Genomic DNA, 19,343 nt, shown 5'->3' with positions numbered 1-19,343 from the left:
CGGTTCGGGGACAAGTACCCGAAAGCAATGGAAACCCTTGAGAAGGACCGTGACGAGCTGTTGGCCTTCTATGATTTTCCGGCCGTGCACTGGATTCACCTTCGGACCACAAACCCGATTGAATCCACCTTCTCGACAGTACGGTTAAGAACCAAACGGAGTCGTTCCTGCGGCTCCCGAGACACCACGCTATCGATGGTGTTCAAACTGCTCCAATCCGCTCAGAAACGCTGGAAGCGGATCAAGGGGTTCGACCAACTGAAGCTGGTCATAGACAACGTCCAGTTTCAGGATGGAGAGCGGGTGGACGATCAATCTGACAGGAGCGCCGCCTGATGGTCATACACCAGATTTGACAATAACTCCGTGTGATGTAATAGTTCCTGTAGTCGGCCCTGACACTCGAAACAATCTTCTGGACCTCCTGGAACGAGAACGGCTCAATGTGAGTCTTCGGCTGCTTCAGCGGCTTGATGTTGCGATACGGGGATTCAAAGCCGAAACGCTCAGCTGCTTCATCCAGGATCATCTGAAGAATCATCATGTGGCTATTGATTGTCTTAGGCGCCATCAGGCCACTCTCCCCGCGCCCCTTTCGCTGTGCCATCTCGGTCCGCAACTGAAGAATGTCAGCCTTGGTGATCGCCCCGATGGGCTGTCCTGAAAGCGCAGGCTTCAGGGAGCTATCCAGGATCGACCGCACATTGCGGGCATGGGACTCTCGCCATTGGACCCGCATCTCGGTGTACCACTGATCAGCAAACCGCTCGAAGCCGGGAGTTTCAGCCTCATGGGCATCACCGCCCGATATCTTGCTACTGTTTTGCGTTTGTTCGAAACGCTGAACGTTGGGGCTCCCAGGAAAGAACTCCGCATAATCGAACTCTCCAAGAAACATCTTGGCTTCCATCCGTTGCAGCAGAAGCTCAAGTTTTTTCCGGTTCTTCGCGGTATCGTCGAGCAGGGTCTGCTCCCGGTACCTTATGCCCTGGTAGCGGAAGTCAATAAAAAGCTTGTTGGAGTCGTTGCGGGCTCGGACTTTAGCCATAGCACACCTCCCCATTTGCCATGGGAATAGACAGGCTGCTTTCCGCGCCGCGAAGCATGTCTTCTTCAATCGTTTCCCAGATGTACAGGATCTTTCTGCCGCCAAAGGGCCGAATGTAGTGCGTCCCCTCGAACAGGACGCTATCTTTCAAACACTGGCGGATCGTGCGGGGATCGTACTTTATGCGGTGAGAGAGCTCTTCCGTTGTCAGGTACGTGTGGCTCATGAGAACTTCTCCAGTCATCATTAAAAGAATCAAGTGATACTTTTATTTATCACTTGATTCTAATTATGCACACTCAGATGATCTCTGCAAGCATCATTTGATACTTTTTATTATCATACGAGTAGACTGATGATCCGCTACCACCTGAAAGAACTCATTGCCGACAAAGAATTCGCAGAGCGACGCCGGATTACCATCGGAGAGATTGCAAAAGAAACCGGCATCAACCGCATGACTCTATCCAGAATCATCAATCACCCTGGACACAGCACGGTGACAGACAATCTAGATGCTTTGTGCAACTACTTTGGATGTGACATTGAGCAACTCATTACCCACATCAAGGATTCACCCGTGGTAGATCAACCAGGTACCGGAAATGATTTGAGCGGTGAAGAGGATGGCGAGACTCACAGCCAGTGATCGGTCTACCCCGGTCTGTGGGAGGCGTGCCCAGAGTTACCCGAAGGTCATCGGCCACGAAGCCCTATAAAACTGGCTGGTCAAGATAGGCACGGGATGGGCACGATTTGGGCACGGAGGAAAATCGATGCCCTGAAACGAAAAAAGGCAGACCAGTAAGTAACTGATCTGCCTTTTTGGAATCTGGTAGCGGGGGCTGGATTCGAACCAACGACCTTCGGGTTATGAGCCCGACGAGCTACCTGACTGCTCCACCCCGCAATTGCTTTGTCACCGTTGGGCCTTGGCCCGTCGATGTGATGCGTATCCTATGGAATCACGGCCGGTTCGTCAAGGACCAATTTTAATTGATCTCGCACTACTGGCATCTGAAGCCCCCTCCCCCTCGGCCTACTGGAATCACTGCGCCCTGCGACCGTGCACTGACGCCGTTCATCAGCCATGATAATCTCCAGGCCTGCAATCTCTTGTGGCCTGACCAGCACAACAGAACGGGATGACACACGGCCATGCCTGAAGCCTTCCAGCAATACCCCGATGACATCTCCCTGGCCTCACTGCTTGAGCACGCACGCCACAATGAGCAGATTGCCCGCAACCTGTTCGAGATTGAGCGCGAGATCATGGGGTGCCGGGACTGCGCGGCCTTCCTGGACCGCCTGACCGACCGTGTACGGGAGCGCTTCGGTCTGGACGAGGTCTGGCTGGTCCTTACGGATGTGGAAGCCAACCGGCCGCTTTTCAGCATGCTGGCGGAAGATAGAGCGCTGACGCCCCTGGTTTCCGCGCCAGCCGGGGATTACCTGCACCTGACCGGTGGCAGCCAATCGCCCTTGCTGATCCCGAACAGCCTGGGCTACCAGCGCCTGATTCCCGACGGCTCGCAGGCCGTCATAGGGTCCATGGCCATACTGCCGCTGGTGGTCGACGATCGTCTTGCCGGTGGCCTGGTGTTGGGAAGCCGGACAACCGGGCGCTACAGCCCGGACATGGACGCGTTTTTCCTGGAGCAGCTTGCCGTCAAGGCATCCCAGGGCCTGGATTCAACACTGGCACGGGAACAGCTGCGCCGCCTCGCAACCCGGGATGCCCTGACCGGATTGCGCAATCGCCGGGAGATGGAAACGGTCCTGCAGAAAGAACTAAGCCGTTCCCGACGCTATCAGTTGCCGCTGTCGCTGCTGTTCATCGACTGTGACGGTTTCAAGGCGATCAACGATCACTACGGCCACGAGTGCGGCGATGCCTACCTCTGCCATCTGGGTGAGACCCTGCGCTGGCTGCTGCGCGAAGACGACAGTGTGTTCCGCTTCGCGGGCGACGAGTTCGTGGTGGTGTTGCCCAACCAGAGCGTGCGCGCGGCCACCCACATTGGCGCACGCCTGCAGGAAGGCGTGGCCGAAGAACCGCTGATCTGGGAAGGACACCGGATTCCCCTGGCCTTCAGTGTGGGCGTGGCGGGCAGTGAGCAGACCGGGCTCGAGGACTCCCGCGCCCTTCTGCGCTACGCGGATCAGCGCCTTTATGAGCAGAAACGCGAACGATAGGCGCCCGGGGTCACTCCGGTCCACTTCTTGAAGGCACGATGGAAGGTGGAGGTCTCCGTAAAGCCGGCCCGATGGGCAATTTCATCAATGGCCAGCTGGTCCCGCGTGAGATGCACAATGGCGATATCCCGCCGCAGGTTGTCCTTGATCTCCTGGAAGGAGGTGTTTTCCGAACGCAGTCGCCGCCGCAGGGTCTGCGGACTGGTATTGAGGTTATGGGCTATGGTTTCGAAATCCGGGATCGGCTGGGTGAAGTCACGCCCGATCTGGGCCCGGATACGGGCGGTGTAGCTGTTGCGGTCATCCGGCCGCGCCAGCAGGTCCGCCGGTGAACTCTTCAGGAACTGGCGCATTTCCAGCTCATCCCGGATGACTGGTTCCTGCAGGTAGCGGGCGGGAAAGACCAGTCCGGTCTCTGGCTGGTCGAACAACAGGGGAGCCTGAAAGATGCCCCGGTATTCCCCGCTGTGGGCCGGCTCCGGGTAGTTGAAGCTCACCCTGGTCAGCGGTATCCCCTGACCAATGAGCCAGGATCCCAACCGGTGCCAGATCACCAGCAGGGACTCCTGCAGGAAGTGATGGCTGTCCTTATCCAGGGGGGCCTCCGTCTGGATACGGACCATAGCCTCTTCACCATACAGGGTCAGTGGCATGGTAACCCCGGTTTCGAACAGTCCGTAGAAGTGGCTGGCGCGGCGCAGCACACAGTCCAGGCTGTCGCAATGGATGACCAGCTGGCACAGGGTCGCGAAAGTGCCGGGGCGGCTGCGCGCTGGCGCGAACCCCATGAACTCGTCTTCCATACTGGCCCAGATCACCTGCATCAGCCGGGTGAACTGGTGACCCGTTACCCGTGCCTGATCTTCTTCCACCAGAACGGGATCAATCCCCGCTTCCCGCATCATCGCGTGCGTGTCGTAGCCTTGGCGCCTGGCACCGGTCAGGGCCGCGATCACAAAATGGGCAGAGACGGTAAGATGGGCCATGGGCGTCCGTGTCGATGAGCGGATTGGTCAATGGATCTGAGCGTCGGCGCCGGTGGACGCCTGTTCACCTAGGGGTATGGTAGAGCCAACCAGAAGACAGGACAAAACCCAAATGACGGGACCGCTGACATCACTGAAAGTACTCGACTTCTCCACCCTGCTCCCGGGGCCCTACGCGACCATGATGCTGGCGGATATGGGCGCGGAGGTGCTGCGGGTGGAATCGCCGGACCGCATGGACCTCACACGCATCACACCGCCGCATGACGGTGATGTGTCCACCGCCCACGCCTACCTGAACCGGGGCAAGCGCAGCATCACGCTGAACCTGAAGGAACCGGAGGCTGTGGAACGGGTCAAGGAGCTGGTGCGGCGCTATGACGTGGTGGTGGAACAGTTCCGCCCCGGAGTGATGGCCCGTTTCGGGCTGGACTACGACAGCCTGAAAGCGATCAATCCAGCCCTGGTCTATTGCAGCATCACCGGCTACGGCCAGACTGGCCCCTATCGGGACAGAGCGGGGCATGACATCAACTATCTAGCACTGTCTGGCGTTGCCAGCTACAGCGGGCGAGTCGAAAGCGGCCCGCCACCGTTGGGCATCCAGGTTGCGGATGTGGCGGGCGGCTCCCACCATGCCGTCATGGGCATTCTCGCGGCCGTGACGCACCAGCGCCAGACCGGCGAGGGCCAGCATGTGGACATCAGCATGACCGACGCCGCCTTTGCCATGAACGCCATGGCCGGCGCCGCCTGGCTGGCGGGCGGGGAGGAACCGGCGCCGGAGGGCGGCATGCTCAATGGTGGCTTCTTCTACGATTACTACCGGACGGCGGACGGGCGCTGGCTGTCCGTGGGCAGCCTGGAACCCCCCTTCGCCAAGCAGCTTTTCAGTGTGATTGGCCGCCCGGAACTGGCCGCCAAAGGGCTGAGCCCCAAACCGGAGGATCAACAGAGCCTGAAAACGGCACTTCGAGAGGCGTTCGCAGAGAAGACACTGGCCGAGTGGCAGGCCATCTTTGGCAACCAGGACGCCTGCGTGGAACCGGTTCTGACCCTGAGCGAGGCCAGCGAGCACCCCCACATCCAGGCAAGGCACATGGTGATTGAGGTGGATCGCGGCGACGGCACCACCCAGAAGCAGATCGGCCATCCGCTGAAGTTCAGTGCCACCCCCTGCAACAGCACCTTCATCGGTCGGCCCCTGGGGGCCGACAATCCGGGTGACTAGGTGCGGCTGAGAGCTCAGCCGGCGTTCTTGAGGGTTGCCATGTCGATCACATAGCGGTATTTGACCTCCCCCTTCTTCACTTTGTCATAGGCGTCGTTGATGTTGTGCATATCCAGCATCTCGATGTCGCACCGCACGTCATGCTCGGCACAGAAATCCAGAACCTCCTGGGTCTCCGGCATGCCGCCGATCAGAGAGCCCGCGAGAACACGGCGCCTGCCCACGAGGGAGCCGGCGTTCACCGCGGGTTCCACCGGTTCCAGCAGGCCCACCAGGATGTGGGTTCCGTCATACCTGAGGCAGTTGAGGTAGGGGTTGAGATCGTGCTGTACGGGCACGGTGTCCAGCATGAAATCCAGAGTCTCTGCGGCATCCTTCATCTGCTGCTCGTCGGAGGAGATGACCACATGGTGGGCGCCCTGTTTCCTGGCTTCCGCCACCTTGCTCTCAGAGCGGGTGAAGAGGGTAACCTCGGCCCCCAGGGCACGGGCGAACTTCACTCCCATGTGACCAAGGCCCCCCATGCCGATCACGCCCACTTTATGGCCAGCCTGAACGCCATAATGGCGCAACGGTGAATAGGTCGTAATGCCGGCACACAACAGCGGTGCGGCATGAGCCATTTCCAGCTTTTCCGGAATACGCACCACAAAGCGTTCACTAACGACCACTTTCTCGGAATAGCCGCCCAGGGTAATGGAGCCATCATGCCGGTCCTGGCCATTGTAGGTGGCCGTCATGCCGTTCAGGCAGTACTGCTCCAGACCTTCTTTGCAGGCCCCGCATTCACGGCAGGAATCCACCATGCAGCCCACGCCAACGCGGTCGCCAACCGTGTAGCCCTGCACCTGATCGCCAACCGCCGTCACACGCCCAACAATCTCATGCCCCGGCACCAGCGGATACTGGGTAATGCCCCAATCGTTCTGGGCGAAGTGGATGTCCGTGTGACAGACCCCGCAATAGTCGATTTCGATGGCAACGTCATCAGAACGCAGTTCCCTGCGATCAATGCTATGGGGAGACAGACCCGAGTCCGGTGCCGTTGCGGCGTAGGCTTTTGTATTAGCCATGACTATCGCTCCTACTTCTGAATTAGTGTGAATTCAATCACGATGGAATGATGCGCTTAACCCTCAAGCCGGTCAAACCGCGCGTGCCGTGGCTTCCCGAAACCCATACCGCCTTGTAACCCGCTTGCGGGGCAGGCGCCTACGGGCGACAATCACGCCTTAATTTCAATGAGTACGATCCCATGGGTGAACAGGATCATCAGGGCCCGCGGGCCGTTGTTGAGCATGCCGGCACCACCTTCACCATTGTGGGCACGGCCCATGTCTCGAAAGCCTCCGCGGACGAGGTCTCGGAGCTGATCCGTTCTGGTGATTACGATGCCGTGGCGCTGGAGCTGTGCGAGTCACGCTACCAGAACCTCGCGGACCCGGACCGGATGGCCAGGATGGACCTGTTTGAGGTGCTGCGCAGTGGCCGTGCCGGCATGGTGGCCGCCCATCTTGCCATGGGCGCCTTCCAGCAGCGGGTAGCGGAACAGTCCGGCATTGAACCGGGCGCGGAAATGAAGGCGGCATTGCGCGAGGCCGAGGCCGCCGCGCTGCCGGTGGCCATGATCGACCGTGATATCGGCACGACCCTGCGCCGGGTCTGGCGCGGTGTCTCATGGTGGCAGCGCATGCAGCTCGGCAGTGGTCTCTGTGCCAGCCTGTTTACCCGGGAGACGGTGAGCCCAGAAAGCATTGAACAGCTCAAGGAAGGCGATGTCCTGGAATCCACATTTGCAGAATTCGCCGAACACTCCGGTCAGCTCTACCATCCGCTCATCTCCGAGCGCGACCGTTACATGGCCCTGCGACTGATGGAGTCCATGGCAGGCAAAGGCTACCAGAACGTCCTGGTGGTCATCGGCGCCGGCCACCTCAAAGGCCTGAGCGAGCACCTTGAGAGTGAACCGCCGGCAGAGCCGGCAACAGAGCGCGAAAGCCTGGAACAGGTACCAGCCGGTGGGCGTTTTTTCCGCTACCTGCCCTGGGTGGTGGCGGCACTGGTTATCGCCAGCTTTGTGATCGGCTTCAGCCGGGATACCGAGCTGGGCGTAAAGCTCGTCTCGGAATGGTTCCTGATCAACGGCGCGCTTTCGGCCCTGGGCTCGGCCATTGCCATGGCCCACCCGCTGACCATTGCGGCCACCTTCCTGGCCGCGCCACTGACCTCGCTGAACCCAACGGTTGGCGCCGGCTTTGTGGCGGCGGGTGTGGAACTGCTGCTGCGACGGCCAACGGTGGCGGATTTCTCGAACCTGCGCCATGACGTCGCCGCGATGCGCGGATGGTGGCGCAACCGGGTATCACGCACGTTGCTGATCTTCATCCTGTCCTCAGTGGGCTCGGCTGCCGGCACCTACATTGCCGGCTTCCGGATTTTCGACCAGCTTGTTAGCGGATAATGCGCCCTCTCAGAGCTTGCTGACAGGGGCAAAGGAACGCCGGTGAACCGGGCTGGCACCCTGGCGATGCAACGCCTCAATGTGGGCCTTGGTGGGGTAGCCCTTGTGGCCGCCCAGACCATAGCCTGGGTAGCGCTCATCCAGGGCCACCATTTCCCGGTCCCGGCTGACCTTGGCAAGGATGCTGGCCGCCGCGATGGCATCCACGCGCCCATCCCCTTTCACCACCGCCATGGCGGGCCACTGCCAGTCCGGGCACCGGTGGCCATCCACCAGCACATACTCGGGCGCCGGCGCCAGGGCGGCCACGGCGCGTTCCATCGCAAGCATGGTAGCGCCATGGATATTGAGGGTGTCGATCTCATCCACCTCGCAGCGACCCAGAGCCCAGCTCAGAGCCCGCTCTTGGATCACGTCGAACAGGGCCTCGCGCTTTCGTTCACTGAGCTTCTTGGAGTCCCTGAGCCCTTCCACCGGGTTATCCGGATCCAGGATCACGGCCGCGGTAACCACGGGGCCCGCAAGGGGACCGCGACCAACCTCGTCCACTCCCGCCAGGTACAGCCCGTCGTAAGGTACATTCAGGTCATCCAGACTCATGGCGCCTCCGGATCCTCAGGAAGGGGCTCACCACGGATCAGCGCGGCCACGGACTCAGCCGCCCGCTCGCTGGCATTACGCCGCAGCTGATCGTGTATGGCCGAGAAGACGGTTTGCTCGTTCTCAATGGTCTCGTGAGCGGTCAGCCGGGTTTCCAGAGCCCCGCCCAATGCCCCGGGCGTGGCATCTTCCTGCAGAAACTCCGGCACCACCGGCTCCGGGGCAAGCAGATTGGGCAGCGCCACATGGTCCACGTAGACCAGACGCGAGGCGATCCAGAAAGTGAGTGCATTCACCCGGTAGGCCACGACCATGGGTCGCTTGAGCAGAGCAGCCTCCAGAGCGGCCGTACCAGACGCCAGCAACACGGCGTCCGAAGCCGTCATCACAGTACGCGACTGGCCTTGTACCAGGCGAATATCCAGCGCTTTCCAGGCCTCATCCCCCTCGATGAGAGCCTGCAGCTGAGCACGGCGTTGCGGGTTGATGCAGGGAATCACGAAAGTGATGGGCCTCGCCATGCTCGTGGCCAGCCACTCGGCGGTCTCAAGAAACAGCGGGCCCAGGGCGGCCACCTCGCTCCCCCGGCTGCCCGGCAGCAGGGCCACAACCTGACCCGAGCCGGGTAATTCCAGCGCCGCTCGCGCACTGGCCCGATCAGGCTCCTCCGGAATCTCATCGGCCATGGGATGACCCACAAAACGCACGGGAATCCCATAGTCGCGATAGACATTGGCCTCGAAGGGAAGCAGGGTCAGCATCAGATCCACGGATTTGGCAATGCCTTTCAGCCGGCCCCGCCGCCACGCCCAGACTGAGGGGCTCACATAGTGTGCCGTGGGGATACCGGTCTCCCGGACCTGGCGTTCCAGACCCAGCGTGAAATCCGGCGAATCGATACCAATCAGCGCAGCAGGACGATTGTTCAGGCAGTACTCGCGGATGCGACGCCGTATTCCGAACAGCTCCCGGATGCGACCCAGTACTTCCACCAGCCCCATCACCGAGAGCCGCTCCATGGGCACAATGGACTGCAGTCCAGCAGCCATCATCCGCTCCCCCCCGATACCAACAAACCGGGCATGGGGAAAGCGGCGTTTCAGGCTGAGAATCAGGTCGGCACCGAGCAGGTCACCAGAGACCTCTCCGGCCACCAGAACAATAACAGGGCCGGGAGGTGGCGTGGAGCCTCGGGCAAGCACGGGGGTCATGACCAATCAGCGAACGATGCCGCGTTCCGCCCGCCGCAGGGTGCTGGCAAAAAGGGCCACTTGCTCGCTGCCGTCAAACGCCTGCTCCAGTTGCTCAATTGCCTGCTGCAGGGTCAGACCCTCACGGTAGACAATGCGGTAGGCGCGCCGCAGATCGTGCAGAGTGCTCTTGCTGAAGCCACGACGCTTCAGGCCCTCAATGTTGAGCCCATGCGCCCCGGCGGACTGGCCACCGGCCATGACAAAGGCCGGCACATCCTTCAGAACGATGCTGCCACCCGCTGTCATGGCATGCGCACCGAGATGGCAGAACTGATGGACCATGGTGCCGCCCCCAAGAATGGCATGATCGTCGACATCCACATGGCCGGCCAGTGTCGCGCAGTTCGCCAGAATGGTGCTGTCACCTATGAGACAGTCATGGGCTACATGCACATAGGCCATGAACAGGTTATTACTACCGATCCGGGTCTCGCCCCGGTCCTGGACGGTGCCGCGGTGCAGGGTGCAGTTTTCCCGGATCACGTTGCCGTCACCAATCACCAGCGTCGTGGGTTCGCCCCCGTATTTCAGATCCTGGCACTCTTCCCCCACACTGGCGAACTGGAAGATGCGGTTGTTCGTACCAATCCGCGTAGGCCCCTCGACGACCACATGGGAACGGACCTCTGTGTGATCACCAATCTCAACATCCGGCCCGATCCAGGTCCAGGGGCCAACTGTCACCCCCTCTCCGAGTCGGGCGCCGGGATCAACAATTGCCTGGGGATGCACACCCGGATGAGCATCGCCCGGCATCAGATCGCACCCTCGGCCGTCGTGATCTCGCCAGCACAGGCCAGTTCATCCCCAACCCAGGCCTTACAATCGAACTTCCAGATATTGTGTTTGTCAGCCACCAGCGTGGCCTCAAGTGCCAACTGATCGCCCGGTACGACCTGGCGTTTGAAGCGAACCTTGTTGCAACCAGCGAAGTAATGCGTGAAACCGTCCGCCGGAGAGCGCCCAACCGTAACAAAACCGAGCACCCCGGAAAGCTGCGCCATGGATTCGACAATCATGACACCCGGCATGATGGGCTTGGTGGGGAAATGCCCCTCAAAGTAGGGTTCGTTGACGGAAATGTTCTTGATACCGGCAATGTACTCGCCAGCACGCACCTCGGTTACCCGATCCACCATCAGGAAGGGATAACGGTGCGGTAGGTATTGCTTGATATCTTCAATCTGCATGCGCCACAGCCTCGACGTCAATCACTGAGTTTGTCTTCAATCTGGCGCAAGCGCTGAGCCATGTCGTCGAGCTGACGAAACCGGACCACACTGCGACGCCAGTCACGATTGGGTTCTACCCCGGTACCCGAGGAGTATACCCCGGGTTCTTTCAGGCTCCGGGTTACCATGGTCATGCCGGTAAGCTGGACCCCATCGGCAATGGTGAGGTGACCGCCAATACCGGACGCCCCTCCGAACACGCAATGGCGCCCGATGCGCGTACTGCCCGAGATCCCCACCTGGGCCGCCATGGCGGAGTGGTCCCCGATCTCCACATTGTGGGCTACCTGCACCAGGTTATCGATCTTTACGCCATCACCGATGACGGTGTCGTCCAGAGCTCCCCGGTCAATAGTCGTGTTCGCCCCTACATCCACGTCATTACCGATGCGGACACCGCCGATCTGGGCAATTCGGTCCCAACTTTCCCCTGTATGAGCGTACCCGAAACCATCACTGCCAATCACGGCCCCACTGCTGATCCGGCACCGTTCGCCCAGTATCACACCATGATAGAGCGTTACATTGGCAGCCAGCAGCGTTTCCGCCCCTACGCGAGAGCCGGCCCCTACAACACTGTGGGGGCCTATCCGCACCCTTTCGCCAATCTCGACATCATGTTCAATCACCACGCCCGGCCCAACCCAGGCGGAGTCAGCAACAGACGCGTCCTCCGCCACGGTAGCGGTAGGATGGATCCCCGCCTCTCGCACGGGCTCCGGATTGAAAAAGTGGCTCAACCGGGCAAACGCCTGGTAGGGATCGTCAATCAGCAGCGCACTGACCGGACACTGGTCTGCCTGATGAGGCCGAACGAGAACCGCGCCAGCCTGTGTGGTACCAAGCTGGCGCGCGTATTTTTCGTTGGCCAGAAAACTGATGTCACTCTCGCCGGCGCTGGCGAGTGTCGCCAGCCCCGTTATCCGCTTGTCCCCATCCCCGCGCAGCTCGGCGCCCAAGAGGTCAGCCAGCTCGGAAAGGGTTCGTTCCACGCTGTTCATCCACACTCCCGCCGCGGATCAGCGCCGCTCAGTTGTTGTCACTATTGGTGGTGCCGCTGCCGCTGGCCTGTTCGTTGAGCAGATCGATCATTTCCTGGGTCAGATCCAGGTCCGGCTTGGCATAGATCACCGCTTCCGCCGGAATGACAATGTCCAGCTCATGCTTGTCAAGCAGGGTTTCCATGGCCGCATCCACCGCCGGACGGGATTCTCGAAGGAACTGTTGCTGCCGTTGGTTCACGGCCTGCTGGAAGCGGGCCCGGCGCTTCTGGTACTCCTGAACCTTTTTTTGAAAGCGCGATTCCAGATCCTTGCGCTCCGACTCGTTCATCATGGCGCCATCGCTTTTCAGGCGCTCCTGCATGTCCTGAGCCTTGGATTCGAGCTGCTTGATCGCTTTCTGCTCTTCCTTAAGCTGCCCCTTGATCACATCCCCGAACTCAGCCCCGGCATCCGAGGAGAAAACCGCCTCACGCAGATTAACCACGCCAATGCGTTCCTGGGCTGTTGCCGGTACTGCCGCCGCGAGCATCAGTAATGCGGTAGCAAGTGTCAGCGTCCATTTCATGGCTCGCCTCCCTGTATTGATGTTTGTCATGGGCACTGAGTGCCGCCTATTGTGCCCGCCAGGGCAGGATTGTTCCAGAGGCCAGTCAGAATTGCTGGCCCAGCGAGAACTGGAAGCGGCGTGTGTCGTCTTCCGCCTCATTATTAAGCGGCTCCGCCAGACTGAAGCCCAGCGGCCCGATAGCGGTGATCCACTCAAAACCAATGCCCACCGAATAGCGAATCTCGTTCATGGAGGGATCGAAATCACGGGCCGTATCAAACACATTACCACCGTCCAGGAACACCGCCGAGCGCATATTCCGTCTTTCACCCGCAAATGGAACCGGGAAAATCAGCTGCGCACTGGCTTCCGCCAGAACATTGCCGCCGAAAGGACGATCGTCGCTGAACGGATCGTCCTCATTCGGGGTCGCGCGATTGCCCAGACTGTTGGCTTCATAGCCTCGCACCGAGTGGTAACCGCCGGCATAGTAATGCTCATAGAATGGCAAAGAGCCCGTATCGGAGAACCCTTTACCGTAACCGAATTTGGTGCGAAGCCGTGCCACCCACCGCTGACTGCTGGTCAGCGGGTAATAGGCATCCGTCCTTTGGGTGATCTTGTAGTAGGTCTGATCGCTACCCGGAACAGCTGTTTCCACCGTCAGACTGTTACGTGAGCCCGAGGTGGGCATACGCCCCCGGTTGTGGGTGTTGCGTACGATGGATCCCTTCAGAAGGAAGGCGCTCTGGGAATTGGTTTCCTCAGCAATGAACGCCTGCACTTCCTGTGCTGGGTATTGGCCCGGCTCAATCCGGTTGTATTCATAGCCTGGACCAAAGTTCAGCCGTGTGTAGCGGGTGATGGGATAACCAAAGTTCATACGGGCGCTGAGCGTATCCAGCACGAAGGAGGAGACCTCTTCCTCCTCATAATCCGTCTCACGAGCCTGGAAACTGAAGCCCCTGCTGACCCCATCGACCGTATAGAAGGGGTTGGTGTAGGAAAGGTTCGCGCTGGTTACCGAATCGCTCTTATTCAGGCCAAAGCTGGCACGACGACCACTTCCGAGGAAGTTCTTCTCGGAGACACTGGCGCCAAAAATAAGCCCTGACGTCTGTGAGAAGCCAATGTTGGCGGAAAGGCTACCTGTGGGCTGCTCCTCCACCGTGTAGGTAACATCCAGCTGGTCGTCCGTTCCGGGCACCGGGGATGTATCCACGTTCACCTTACCGAAGAAGCCGGTACGTTCCAGCTCGCTGCGCGAGTTCTCGATCCGGCTGGAGGAGGCTACTCCGGCCTCCATCTGGGTCATTTCCTGGCGCAGGACCTCGTCGTGCGTCACGGTGTTTCCCCGGAAACGGACACGCCGCACATAGGTACGCTCGCCCGGCTGAACATCCACAACCACCGTCACGGTGCCATCATCGTGGGGGCGGGGTGTCGCCTGCACCTTGGCAAAACTGTACCCCTCACGACCCAGGCGGCGGGTGATCAGATCCTTGGTCATGGTCATCCGCTGCTGGGAAAAGAGCTCGCCCTCCTCCAGAGCTACCAGGTTGCGCAATTCCTCCTCATCAACAATCAGGTTGCCCTCAAGCCGGACATCCCGAACACTGAACTGCTGCCCTTCATCCACCGCCAGGGTTACGAAAACCTGTTTCTTGTCCTGGGCCAGGGAAATGTTGGTGGATTCGATGTTGAATTCCACATACCCATCGTTCAGATAATGGGAGCGCAGTGTTTCCAGGTCGCCGGAAAGCTTCTCGCGGGCGTACTTATCCGCATTGGTGATGGAGTTCCACCAGCTGGTCTCGCGCAGCTCCATCAGGCTGATCAGTTCCGCATCGGTAAACTTCTCGTTACCAATGATGTTGATGTGCTGGATAGCAGCCACGTCGCCTTCATTGATATTAAAGTTGATGGCAACACGATTGCGGGGGAGCTCTTCGACTTCCGCATTCACATCCGCGTTGTAGCGTCCCTGGGCCACATAGGAGCGCAGAATCTCAAGCTCCAGTCGCTCGAGCGTGGCGCGCTGGAAGATCTGACCTTCTTCAACACCCGCCTGGCGCATGCCTTCCATGAGCTGCTCGGTCTTGATGTTCTGGTTCCCCTCCACCTCAATCCTGGCAATTGAGGGGCGCTCCTCAACCGAGACGATCAGGACCCCATCCTCGCGCGCCATGCTGATGTCCGCGAACAACCCGGTCTGGAACAGATTGCGGATGGCGTCAGCCACCGCGGCATCGTCAACTCGGTCACCGACATTCACCGGTAGGGCATTAAAGACGTTGCCCGCCGAGACCCTCTGAAGCCCTTCCACCTGAATGTCCGAAACCTGGAAGGTCTCGGCCGGGGCCGACAGGCTGACCAGGGCCAGCATCACCGCCGACAACAACGTCCGTAAAAGGCCTTTCATGGGTTCACTAAATGCCTTTGAGCTCGTGACTTGGAAAACAGGGCTGACAGCCTAACGGATGCCATCAGTAAGGCGAACACGCCACCCCATTACGGTAATGTTATGGCGACAGGGCGCCTGCAAAGCCGGCCAATTCTCACAACCGGAGCACGTCATTGTAAAGCGCAAGCACGGTGAGCATGACGATCAGGAAAAGCCCCAACCGCAGCCATACCCCTTGAACAGCCTCGGATACTGGCTGCCCGCGCCCCCATTCCCACGCATAGAACAGGATGTGCCCGCCATCGAGGATGGGGATGGGTAACAGGTTGATGATGCCCAGACTGATGCTCAGGTACGCCAGAAACCGCAGGAAGGACTCAAACCCGGTCGTCACCGTCGTCTCCGCCACTCGCGCGATCGTGATGGGGCCACTGATGTTACGCACGGAAAGTAACCCATTGGCCATCTTACCCACAGCCACGACCGTGGTTCGGGTATCGTTCCAGAACTGACTGAGCGCCTCGGGCACGGCACGCACCGGCCCCAGCTGTGTCTGGCGCCGCATGTCATCGGGCCAGGAAACCGACTGCACGCCTGCCCCGATCCGGCCTATACGCTCGCCCTCCGAATCCGTCTCAGCAGCTGGTGTGACGGTGATCGTACGCTCGCTGCCATCACGTTTAATGCGCAGGGATAACGACTCTCCCGGCGCCGCCCGTATCCGCTCAACCAGCTCGAGCCAGTCCGATACTGGCTCATCATCCACCGCCAGGATCCGGTCCCCAGACTGGAGACCAGCCCTTTCGGCGGGGGAACTTGCCCTGATCTGACCCAGAACCGCCGGGATATCAGGCCGCCATGGTTCAATGCCAAACTCCCGCACAGGGTTTGGATCCCGGGCGCCACCCAGCCACCCCTTAAGCTCTGTACTGCGCTCAACGCGCCGGCCATCCTGCTCCAATGTCAAATGGATCCTGCCTTGCTCGCCGGCCCGTTGCAGCAACGCCATGCCTACATGGCGCCAGGAAGGCGTCTCACGGCCGTCCACTGACAACACTTCCATGCCGGACTCAACAGCCATCCTGGCAGCCGGTGTGCCAGGCTCAACATCGCCCACCACGGGTGCGACCGTGGTGAAGCCGATAACCGCAAGCAGCCAGTAGGCGATGATGGCGAATATGAAATTGGCGAGCGGCCCGGCTGCGGCAACGGCAATTCGCCGGGGTGGGGTCTGGCGATTGAAGGCCAGATGTTTCTGGTCTTCCGGCACCTCGCCTTCGCGCTCGTCCAGCATCCTGACGTAACCACCCAGCGGAACCGCCGCCACCGTAAACTCGGTGCCATGGCGGTCACGGCGCATGACAAGCGGTTTACCAAAACCGACGGAAAACCGCAGCACCGGTATCCCAAGGCGACGGGCCACCCAGAAGTGACCAAATTCATGCACCGTTACCAGAATGCCAAGAGTGACAACCAGTGCCAGTACCGTCTGGATCACGCTCATGAGGGACTCTCCACAATATCAAGCCGGTTCATGGCCCAGTCACGGGCAGCGGCGTCACTTGCCATCACTCGCTCAATGGAGTCTGCAGCGCCTGGGACCAGCTGCGCCAATGCGTCCTCCACGAGACCCGCAATCCGGGTAAAGCCGATACGCCCTGCCAAAAAGGCATCGACGGCTACCTCGTTGACCGCATTCAGGATTGTTGGTGCGGTCCCCCCGGCACGGAAAGCCTCACCGGCCAGGCGCAATGCCGGGAAGCGAGCCAGGTCTGGGCGTTCAAAATGAAAGGATGCCAATTCAAACAGATCCAGTGAGGCCACGCCCGCATCAATGCGCTCCGGCCATGCCAGGGCGTTGGCAATGGGTGTACGCATATCCGGACTGCCCAGCTGCGCAAGCACCGAACCATCCCGGTACTCCACCATCGAATGGATAATGCTCTCCGGATGCACGTGCACCTGAACGTACTCCGGACTGGTGCCAAACAGCCAGCATGCCTCAATCAGCTCCAGGCCCTTGTTCATAAGCGTGGCGGAGTCCACTGAGATCTTGCGGCCCATGGCCCAGTTGGGGTGGGCACAGGCCTGATCCGGGCTGACATGCTCAAGCTCTACCGCCGGTGTTGTACGGAAGGGGCCGCCCGAGGCCGTGAGCAGGATACGCGTAACGCCAGCATCACCAACGCCGGCCCCGGCATGTGGCAGACACTGGAAAATGGCATTGTGCTCGGAATCAATAGGGAGCAGTGTCGCGCCATGGCGCTCCACTGCCTCCATAAAGAGGCCCCCGGACATCACCAGCGCCTCCTTATTAGCGAGAAGCACCCGCTTACCCTGCTCAATCGCCGCCATGGTGGGCGCCAGGCCCGCCGCCCCTACAATTGAAGCCATGACGGTATCCACCGCTGCGTCCGAAGCCGCTTCACATAAACCGGCCTCACCGCTAAGCACCGAGATATCCAGGCCCGCAAGCGCCTCACGCAGCGCCGTTTCACGCGATGGATCACTGATCACCGCAAGCCGTGGCCGGAACTGATGGCACAATCCCGCGAGCGCTTCCACATTGGAATGGGCGCTCAGCGCATGCACACGGAAACGCTCGGGATGACGCGCCACCACATCCAGCGTGCTGCTGCCGATGGAGCCCGTGGCGCCGAGTATGGTCAGAGTCTGTGGCGAGGTTTCACCCATCGGGGGTCCTGTCCGTGTCGGAGCGTTATTGAACCGGCGTCAACCAGCCCAACAGTGTAAAGCAGGACGCCAGAACCGGTATTGCAACCACAAGGCTGTCAATGCGATCCAGAATGCCGCCGTGGCCAGGCAGTAATTGGCTGCTGTCCTTGATGTCACGATGGCGCTTGAGCATGCTCTCGAACAGATCTCCAAGCACCGAGGCCAGCGCTGTCAGCAGCGAGACAAGTACAAACTGAACCACTGCCATAGCCGCGAGGCCAAGCCACCAGGCCACGCCTAGCGCGAGTAACGCGACGACCGCCAGGCCGCCCCACACGCCCGCCCAGGTCTTACCCGGGCTGACTGCCGGAGCAAGCTTTCGGCGCCCGAAGGCTCGACCGGCGAAATAGGCCCCGATGTCGGCGCCCCAGACAACCAGAAAGGTATAGAGGATCAACAGAAGATTGTTGCTGGTATCCCCCAGGACCAGCTCGCCGGCGCGCAGATGGTTCAGCGCCAGCCAGGCCCCAACGAGTGCCAGCACACCTAAAGCCAGCCGCACTGGCCTGGGTTTCCAGAGCGCGGCTGCTTCTGGGTAGGCGGTCACCAAGCCGGCCACCCCAAGCCAGAAAACGGCCAGTACGCCCAACAGAGGGACAACCGGCAACGTCTTGAACACGCCCATCAACGCTACCACCGTGAGCGCGAACACCCAGCGGTGAACACGTCCGGCAAAACCGGAAAGGTTGGCCCACTCCCAAGCGGCAATGGCCAGCAATGCCCCTGTAAAAACAGCAAACCCTGTGGGAGGCAACAGAAAAAGACCGCAAAGGACGACAGGCGCCAGAACGACAGCCGTGATCACCCGCTGTTTGAGCACCTAACCTCCTGATCCATACGAACTCTGGGCCATCATTGGAGACCGGACGTCCGCACCGCCAGGGTTCGCGGACGCCTCAACTTGTTCATGGGTGCGCCCAAAACGCCGTTGACGCCCCGCGAAATCGGCCAACGCCTGGCGCATTGCGGTATGCTGGAAGTCTGGCCAGTACAGCGGTGAAAAATAGAACTCCGTATAGGCGAACTGCCACAGCAGAAAATTACTGATGCGCTGCTCCCCACCGGTGCGGATCAATAGATCCGGCATGGGACGGTCTCCCAGGCTGATGTACTGCTGCACGAGCCTCTCATCCACCTCTTCCGGCCGAATACGCTGCGCTGCAACCTCTTCCGCGATGCGCCGGCTCGCCTGGGCGATATCCCAGTGCCCACCATAATCCGCGGCAACCACCAGCTCCATGCCATCACAGTGCCCGGTTTCCCTTTCCGCTCGAACCATGTGCTCCTGAAGGGACTGACTGAACCGTTCCCGATTGCCAATGAAGGAAAGGCGGACATTGTTCTCGCGAAGCCGCCTTACCTCCTTGCGTAACGAACGCAGAAACAGCGTCATCAGGGCGTACACTTCCTCTTGCGGGCGACGCCAGTTCTCACTGCTGAACGCGAACAGGGTGAGAATCTCAACACCGGATTTGCCGCAGGTCTCAATAGCCGCCCGCACGGATTTGACGCCAGCCCGATGACCACTGATTCCCGGCTGACCCCTTGCACGCGCCCAGCGGTTATTACCGTCCATGATCACTGCCACATGACGCGGACAATCAGGCAGTGGCGGTATGGCTGTTTCCTGTTCGGTCTCGCTCAT

Annotated in this window: 20 protein-coding genes and 1 tRNA gene; 5 read left to right on the top strand and 16 right to left on the bottom strand. The window is 60.2% G+C overall.

Translation table 11 applies throughout. The features are described 5' to 3' along the window. Positions 1-336, top strand: a 336-nt coding sequence (locus AC1RQI_RS04440) for a transposase (RefSeq protein ID WP_481903818.1), incomplete at its 5' end; no start/stop codon positions are given. Here the strand turns inward: AC1RQI_RS04440 and AC1RQI_RS04435 are convergent. Continuing rightward, the gene (locus tag AC1RQI_RS04435) at positions 269-1,048 is read right to left on the bottom strand and encodes an Arm DNA-binding domain-containing protein (protein WP_481903817.1); all 780 of its coding nucleotides are present in this window, start codon (positions 1,046-1,048) and stop codon (positions 269-271) included. The genes AC1RQI_RS04440 and AC1RQI_RS04435 overlap by 68 nt on opposite strands. Next, positions 1,041-1,274 (bottom strand): hypothetical protein, encoded by a 234-nt coding sequence (locus AC1RQI_RS04430; RefSeq protein ID WP_481903816.1) that lies wholly within the window; start codon positions 1,272-1,274, stop codon positions 1,041-1,043. The genes AC1RQI_RS04435 and AC1RQI_RS04430 overlap by 8 nt, the downstream gene beginning before the upstream one ends. A gap of 129 nt (positions 1,275-1,403) precedes the next feature. Between AC1RQI_RS04430 and AC1RQI_RS04425 the strand changes: the two genes are divergently transcribed. After that, positions 1,404-1,697, top strand: coding sequence for a helix-turn-helix domain-containing protein (locus AC1RQI_RS04425; protein WP_481903815.1), 294 nt, complete (start codon positions 1,404-1,406; stop codon positions 1,695-1,697). Between the two features lie 184 nt (positions 1,698-1,881). On the opposite strand, the gene AC1RQI_RS04420 is transcribed toward AC1RQI_RS04425, so the two are convergent. Next, positions 1,882-1,958 (bottom strand) — tRNA-Met (locus tag AC1RQI_RS04420). Between the two features lie 248 nt (positions 1,959-2,206). Here AC1RQI_RS04420 and AC1RQI_RS04415 point away from each other — a divergent pair. Beyond that, positions 2,207-3,244, top strand: a complete 1,038-nt coding sequence (locus tag AC1RQI_RS04415; protein ID WP_481903814.1) for a GGDEF domain-containing protein — start codon at positions 2,207-2,209, stop codon at positions 3,242-3,244. Here AC1RQI_RS04415 and AC1RQI_RS04410 read toward each other — a convergent pair. After that, positions 3,220-4,230 (bottom strand): AraC family transcriptional regulator, encoded by a 1,011-nt coding sequence (locus AC1RQI_RS04410; RefSeq protein WP_481903813.1) that lies wholly within the window; start codon positions 4,228-4,230, stop codon positions 3,220-3,222. The two genes, AC1RQI_RS04415 and AC1RQI_RS04410, sit on opposite strands and share 25 nt — an antisense overlap. Positions 4,231-4,342: 112 nt before the next feature. On the opposite strand from AC1RQI_RS04410, the gene AC1RQI_RS04405 reads away from it, so the two are divergent. After that, a complete protein-coding gene (locus tag AC1RQI_RS04405) occupies positions 4,343-5,461 on the top strand; it encodes a CaiB/BaiF CoA transferase family protein (protein WP_481903812.1) in 1,119 nt (372 codons plus the stop codon). 14 nt (positions 5,462-5,475) lie between these two features. On the opposite strand, the gene AC1RQI_RS04400 is transcribed toward AC1RQI_RS04405, so the two are convergent. After that, positions 5,476-6,534, bottom strand: coding sequence for an NAD(P)-dependent alcohol dehydrogenase (locus AC1RQI_RS04400; RefSeq protein WP_481903811.1), 1,059 nt, complete (start codon positions 6,532-6,534; stop codon positions 5,476-5,478). Positions 6,535-6,716: 182 nt separating this feature from the next. Here AC1RQI_RS04400 and AC1RQI_RS04395 point away from each other — a divergent pair, with 182 nt between their 5' ends. Next, positions 6,717-7,922 (top strand): TraB/GumN family protein, encoded by a 1,206-nt coding sequence (locus AC1RQI_RS04395; protein ID WP_481903810.1) that lies wholly within the window; start codon positions 6,717-6,719, stop codon positions 7,920-7,922. Between the two features lie 9 nt (positions 7,923-7,931). Here the strand turns inward: AC1RQI_RS04395 and rnhB are convergent, their stop codons facing one another. From rnhB to uppS, 11 genes are all read right to left on the bottom strand, one after another. Next, positions 7,932-8,522, bottom strand: coding sequence for a ribonuclease HII (rnhB, locus tag AC1RQI_RS04390; protein WP_481903809.1), 591 nt, complete (start codon positions 8,520-8,522; stop codon positions 7,932-7,934). Next, positions 8,519-9,733: a lipid-A-disaccharide synthase gene (lpxB, locus tag AC1RQI_RS04385; protein ID WP_481903808.1), complete on the bottom strand. Its 1,215-nt coding sequence runs from the start codon at positions 9,731-9,733 to the stop codon at positions 8,519-8,521. The genes rnhB and lpxB overlap by 4 nt, the downstream gene beginning before the upstream one ends. A 6-nt stretch (positions 9,734-9,739) precedes the next feature. After that, positions 9,740-10,531, bottom strand: a complete 792-nt coding sequence (gene lpxA, locus AC1RQI_RS04380; RefSeq protein ID WP_481903807.1) for an acyl-ACP--UDP-N-acetylglucosamine O-acyltransferase — start codon at positions 10,529-10,531, stop codon at positions 9,740-9,742. Continuing rightward, on the bottom strand, positions 10,531-10,965 hold the full coding sequence (gene fabZ / locus AC1RQI_RS04375) for a 3-hydroxyacyl-ACP dehydratase FabZ (protein ID WP_416635206.1): 435 nt from the start codon (positions 10,963-10,965) through the stop codon (positions 10,531-10,533). The genes lpxA and fabZ overlap by 1 nt, the downstream gene beginning before the upstream one ends. Before the next feature lie 17 nt (positions 10,966-10,982). Then, positions 10,983-12,008, bottom strand: coding sequence for a UDP-3-O-(3-hydroxymyristoyl)glucosamine N-acyltransferase (lpxD, locus tag AC1RQI_RS04370; RefSeq protein WP_416635207.1), 1,026 nt, complete (start codon positions 12,006-12,008; stop codon positions 10,983-10,985). Positions 12,009-12,036: 28 nt separating this feature from the next. Then, complete coding sequence (locus AC1RQI_RS04365) at positions 12,037-12,576, bottom strand: OmpH/Skp family outer membrane protein (RefSeq protein WP_481903806.1); 540 nt, start codon at positions 12,574-12,576, stop codon at positions 12,037-12,039. Positions 12,577-12,661: 85 nt separating this feature from the next. Further along, complete coding sequence (gene bamA, locus AC1RQI_RS04360) at positions 12,662-14,980, bottom strand: outer membrane protein assembly factor BamA (RefSeq protein WP_481903805.1); 2,319 nt, start codon at positions 14,978-14,980, stop codon at positions 12,662-12,664. Positions 14,981-15,116: 136 nt separating this feature from the next. Then, positions 15,117-16,466: an RIP metalloprotease RseP gene (gene rseP, locus AC1RQI_RS04355; protein WP_481903804.1), complete on the bottom strand. Its 1,350-nt coding sequence runs from the start codon at positions 16,464-16,466 to the stop codon at positions 15,117-15,119. Then, a complete protein-coding gene (gene ispC / locus AC1RQI_RS04350) occupies positions 16,463-17,656 on the bottom strand; it encodes a 1-deoxy-D-xylulose-5-phosphate reductoisomerase (RefSeq protein ID WP_481903803.1) in 1,194 nt (397 codons plus the stop codon). The genes rseP and ispC overlap by 4 nt, the downstream gene beginning before the upstream one ends. A 25-nt stretch (positions 17,657-17,681) precedes the next feature. Beyond that, positions 17,682-18,518, bottom strand: coding sequence for a phosphatidate cytidylyltransferase (locus AC1RQI_RS04345; RefSeq protein WP_481903802.1), 837 nt, complete (start codon positions 18,516-18,518; stop codon positions 17,682-17,684). After that, a complete protein-coding gene (gene uppS, locus AC1RQI_RS04340) occupies positions 18,519-19,343 on the bottom strand; it encodes a polyprenyl diphosphate synthase (RefSeq protein WP_481903801.1) in 825 nt (274 codons plus the stop codon).

Source organism: Salicola sp. AFF1, from assembly GCF_056783195.1.
Note: the sequence above shows the minus strand (reverse complement) of the source record. Positions and strands in the feature narration are given on the sequence as shown.

Excerpts from the sequence above, each read along its gene's own strand:
- AC1RQI_RS04365 (WP_481903806.1), bottom strand. The coding sequence starts at position 12,576 with ATGAAATGGACGCTGACACTTGCTACCGCATTACTGATGCTCGCGGCG.
- bamA (WP_481903805.1), bottom strand. The coding sequence starts at position 14,980 with ATGAAAGGCCTTTTACGGACGTTGTTGTCGGCGGTGATGCTGGCCCTG.
- AC1RQI_RS04405 (WP_481903812.1), top strand. The coding sequence starts at position 4,343 with ATGACGGGACCGCTGACATCACTGAAAGTACTCGACTTCTCCACCCTG.
- lpxD (WP_416635207.1), bottom strand. The coding sequence starts at position 12,008 with ATGAACAGCGTGGAACGAACCCTTTCCGAGCTGGCTGACCTCTTGGGC.
- AC1RQI_RS04415 (WP_481903814.1), top strand. The coding sequence starts at position 2,207 with ATGCCTGAAGCCTTCCAGCAATACCCCGATGACATCTCCCTGGCCTCA.
- AC1RQI_RS04425 (WP_481903815.1), top strand. The coding sequence starts at position 1,404 with ATGATCCGCTACCACCTGAAAGAACTCATTGCCGACAAAGAATTCGCA.
- lpxB (WP_481903808.1), bottom strand. The coding sequence starts at position 9,733 with ATGACCCCCGTGCTTGCCCGAGGCTCCACGCCACCTCCCGGCCCTGTT.
- AC1RQI_RS04395 (WP_481903810.1), top strand. The coding sequence starts at position 6,717 with ATGGGTGAACAGGATCATCAGGGCCCGCGGGCCGTTGTTGAGCATGCC.
- AC1RQI_RS04430 (WP_481903816.1), bottom strand. The coding sequence starts at position 1,274 with ATGAGCCACACGTACCTGACAACGGAAGAGCTCTCTCACCGCATAAAG.
- uppS (WP_481903801.1), bottom strand. The coding sequence starts at position 19,343 with ATGAGCGAGACCGAACAGGAAACAGCCATACCGCCACTGCCTGATTGT.
- AC1RQI_RS04410 (WP_481903813.1), bottom strand. The coding sequence starts at position 4,230 with ATGGCCCATCTTACCGTCTCTGCCCATTTTGTGATCGCGGCCCTGACC.
- rseP (WP_481903804.1), bottom strand. The coding sequence starts at position 16,466 with ATGAGCGTGATCCAGACGGTACTGGCACTGGTTGTCACTCTTGGCATT.
- fabZ (WP_416635206.1), bottom strand. The coding sequence starts at position 10,965 with ATGCAGATTGAAGATATCAAGCAATACCTACCGCACCGTTATCCCTTC.
- AC1RQI_RS04435 (WP_481903817.1), bottom strand. The coding sequence starts at position 1,048 with ATGGCTAAAGTCCGAGCCCGCAACGACTCCAACAAGCTTTTTATTGAC.
- lpxA (WP_481903807.1), bottom strand. The coding sequence starts at position 10,531 with ATGCCGGGCGATGCTCATCCGGGTGTGCATCCCCAGGCAATTGTTGAT.
- rnhB (WP_481903809.1), bottom strand. The coding sequence starts at position 8,522 with ATGAGTCTGGATGACCTGAATGTACCTTACGACGGGCTGTACCTGGCG.
- ispC (WP_481903803.1), bottom strand. The coding sequence starts at position 17,656 with ATGGGTGAAACCTCGCCACAGACTCTGACCATACTCGGCGCCACGGGC.
- AC1RQI_RS04400 (WP_481903811.1), bottom strand. The coding sequence starts at position 6,534 with ATGGCTAATACAAAAGCCTACGCCGCAACGGCACCGGACTCGGGTCTG.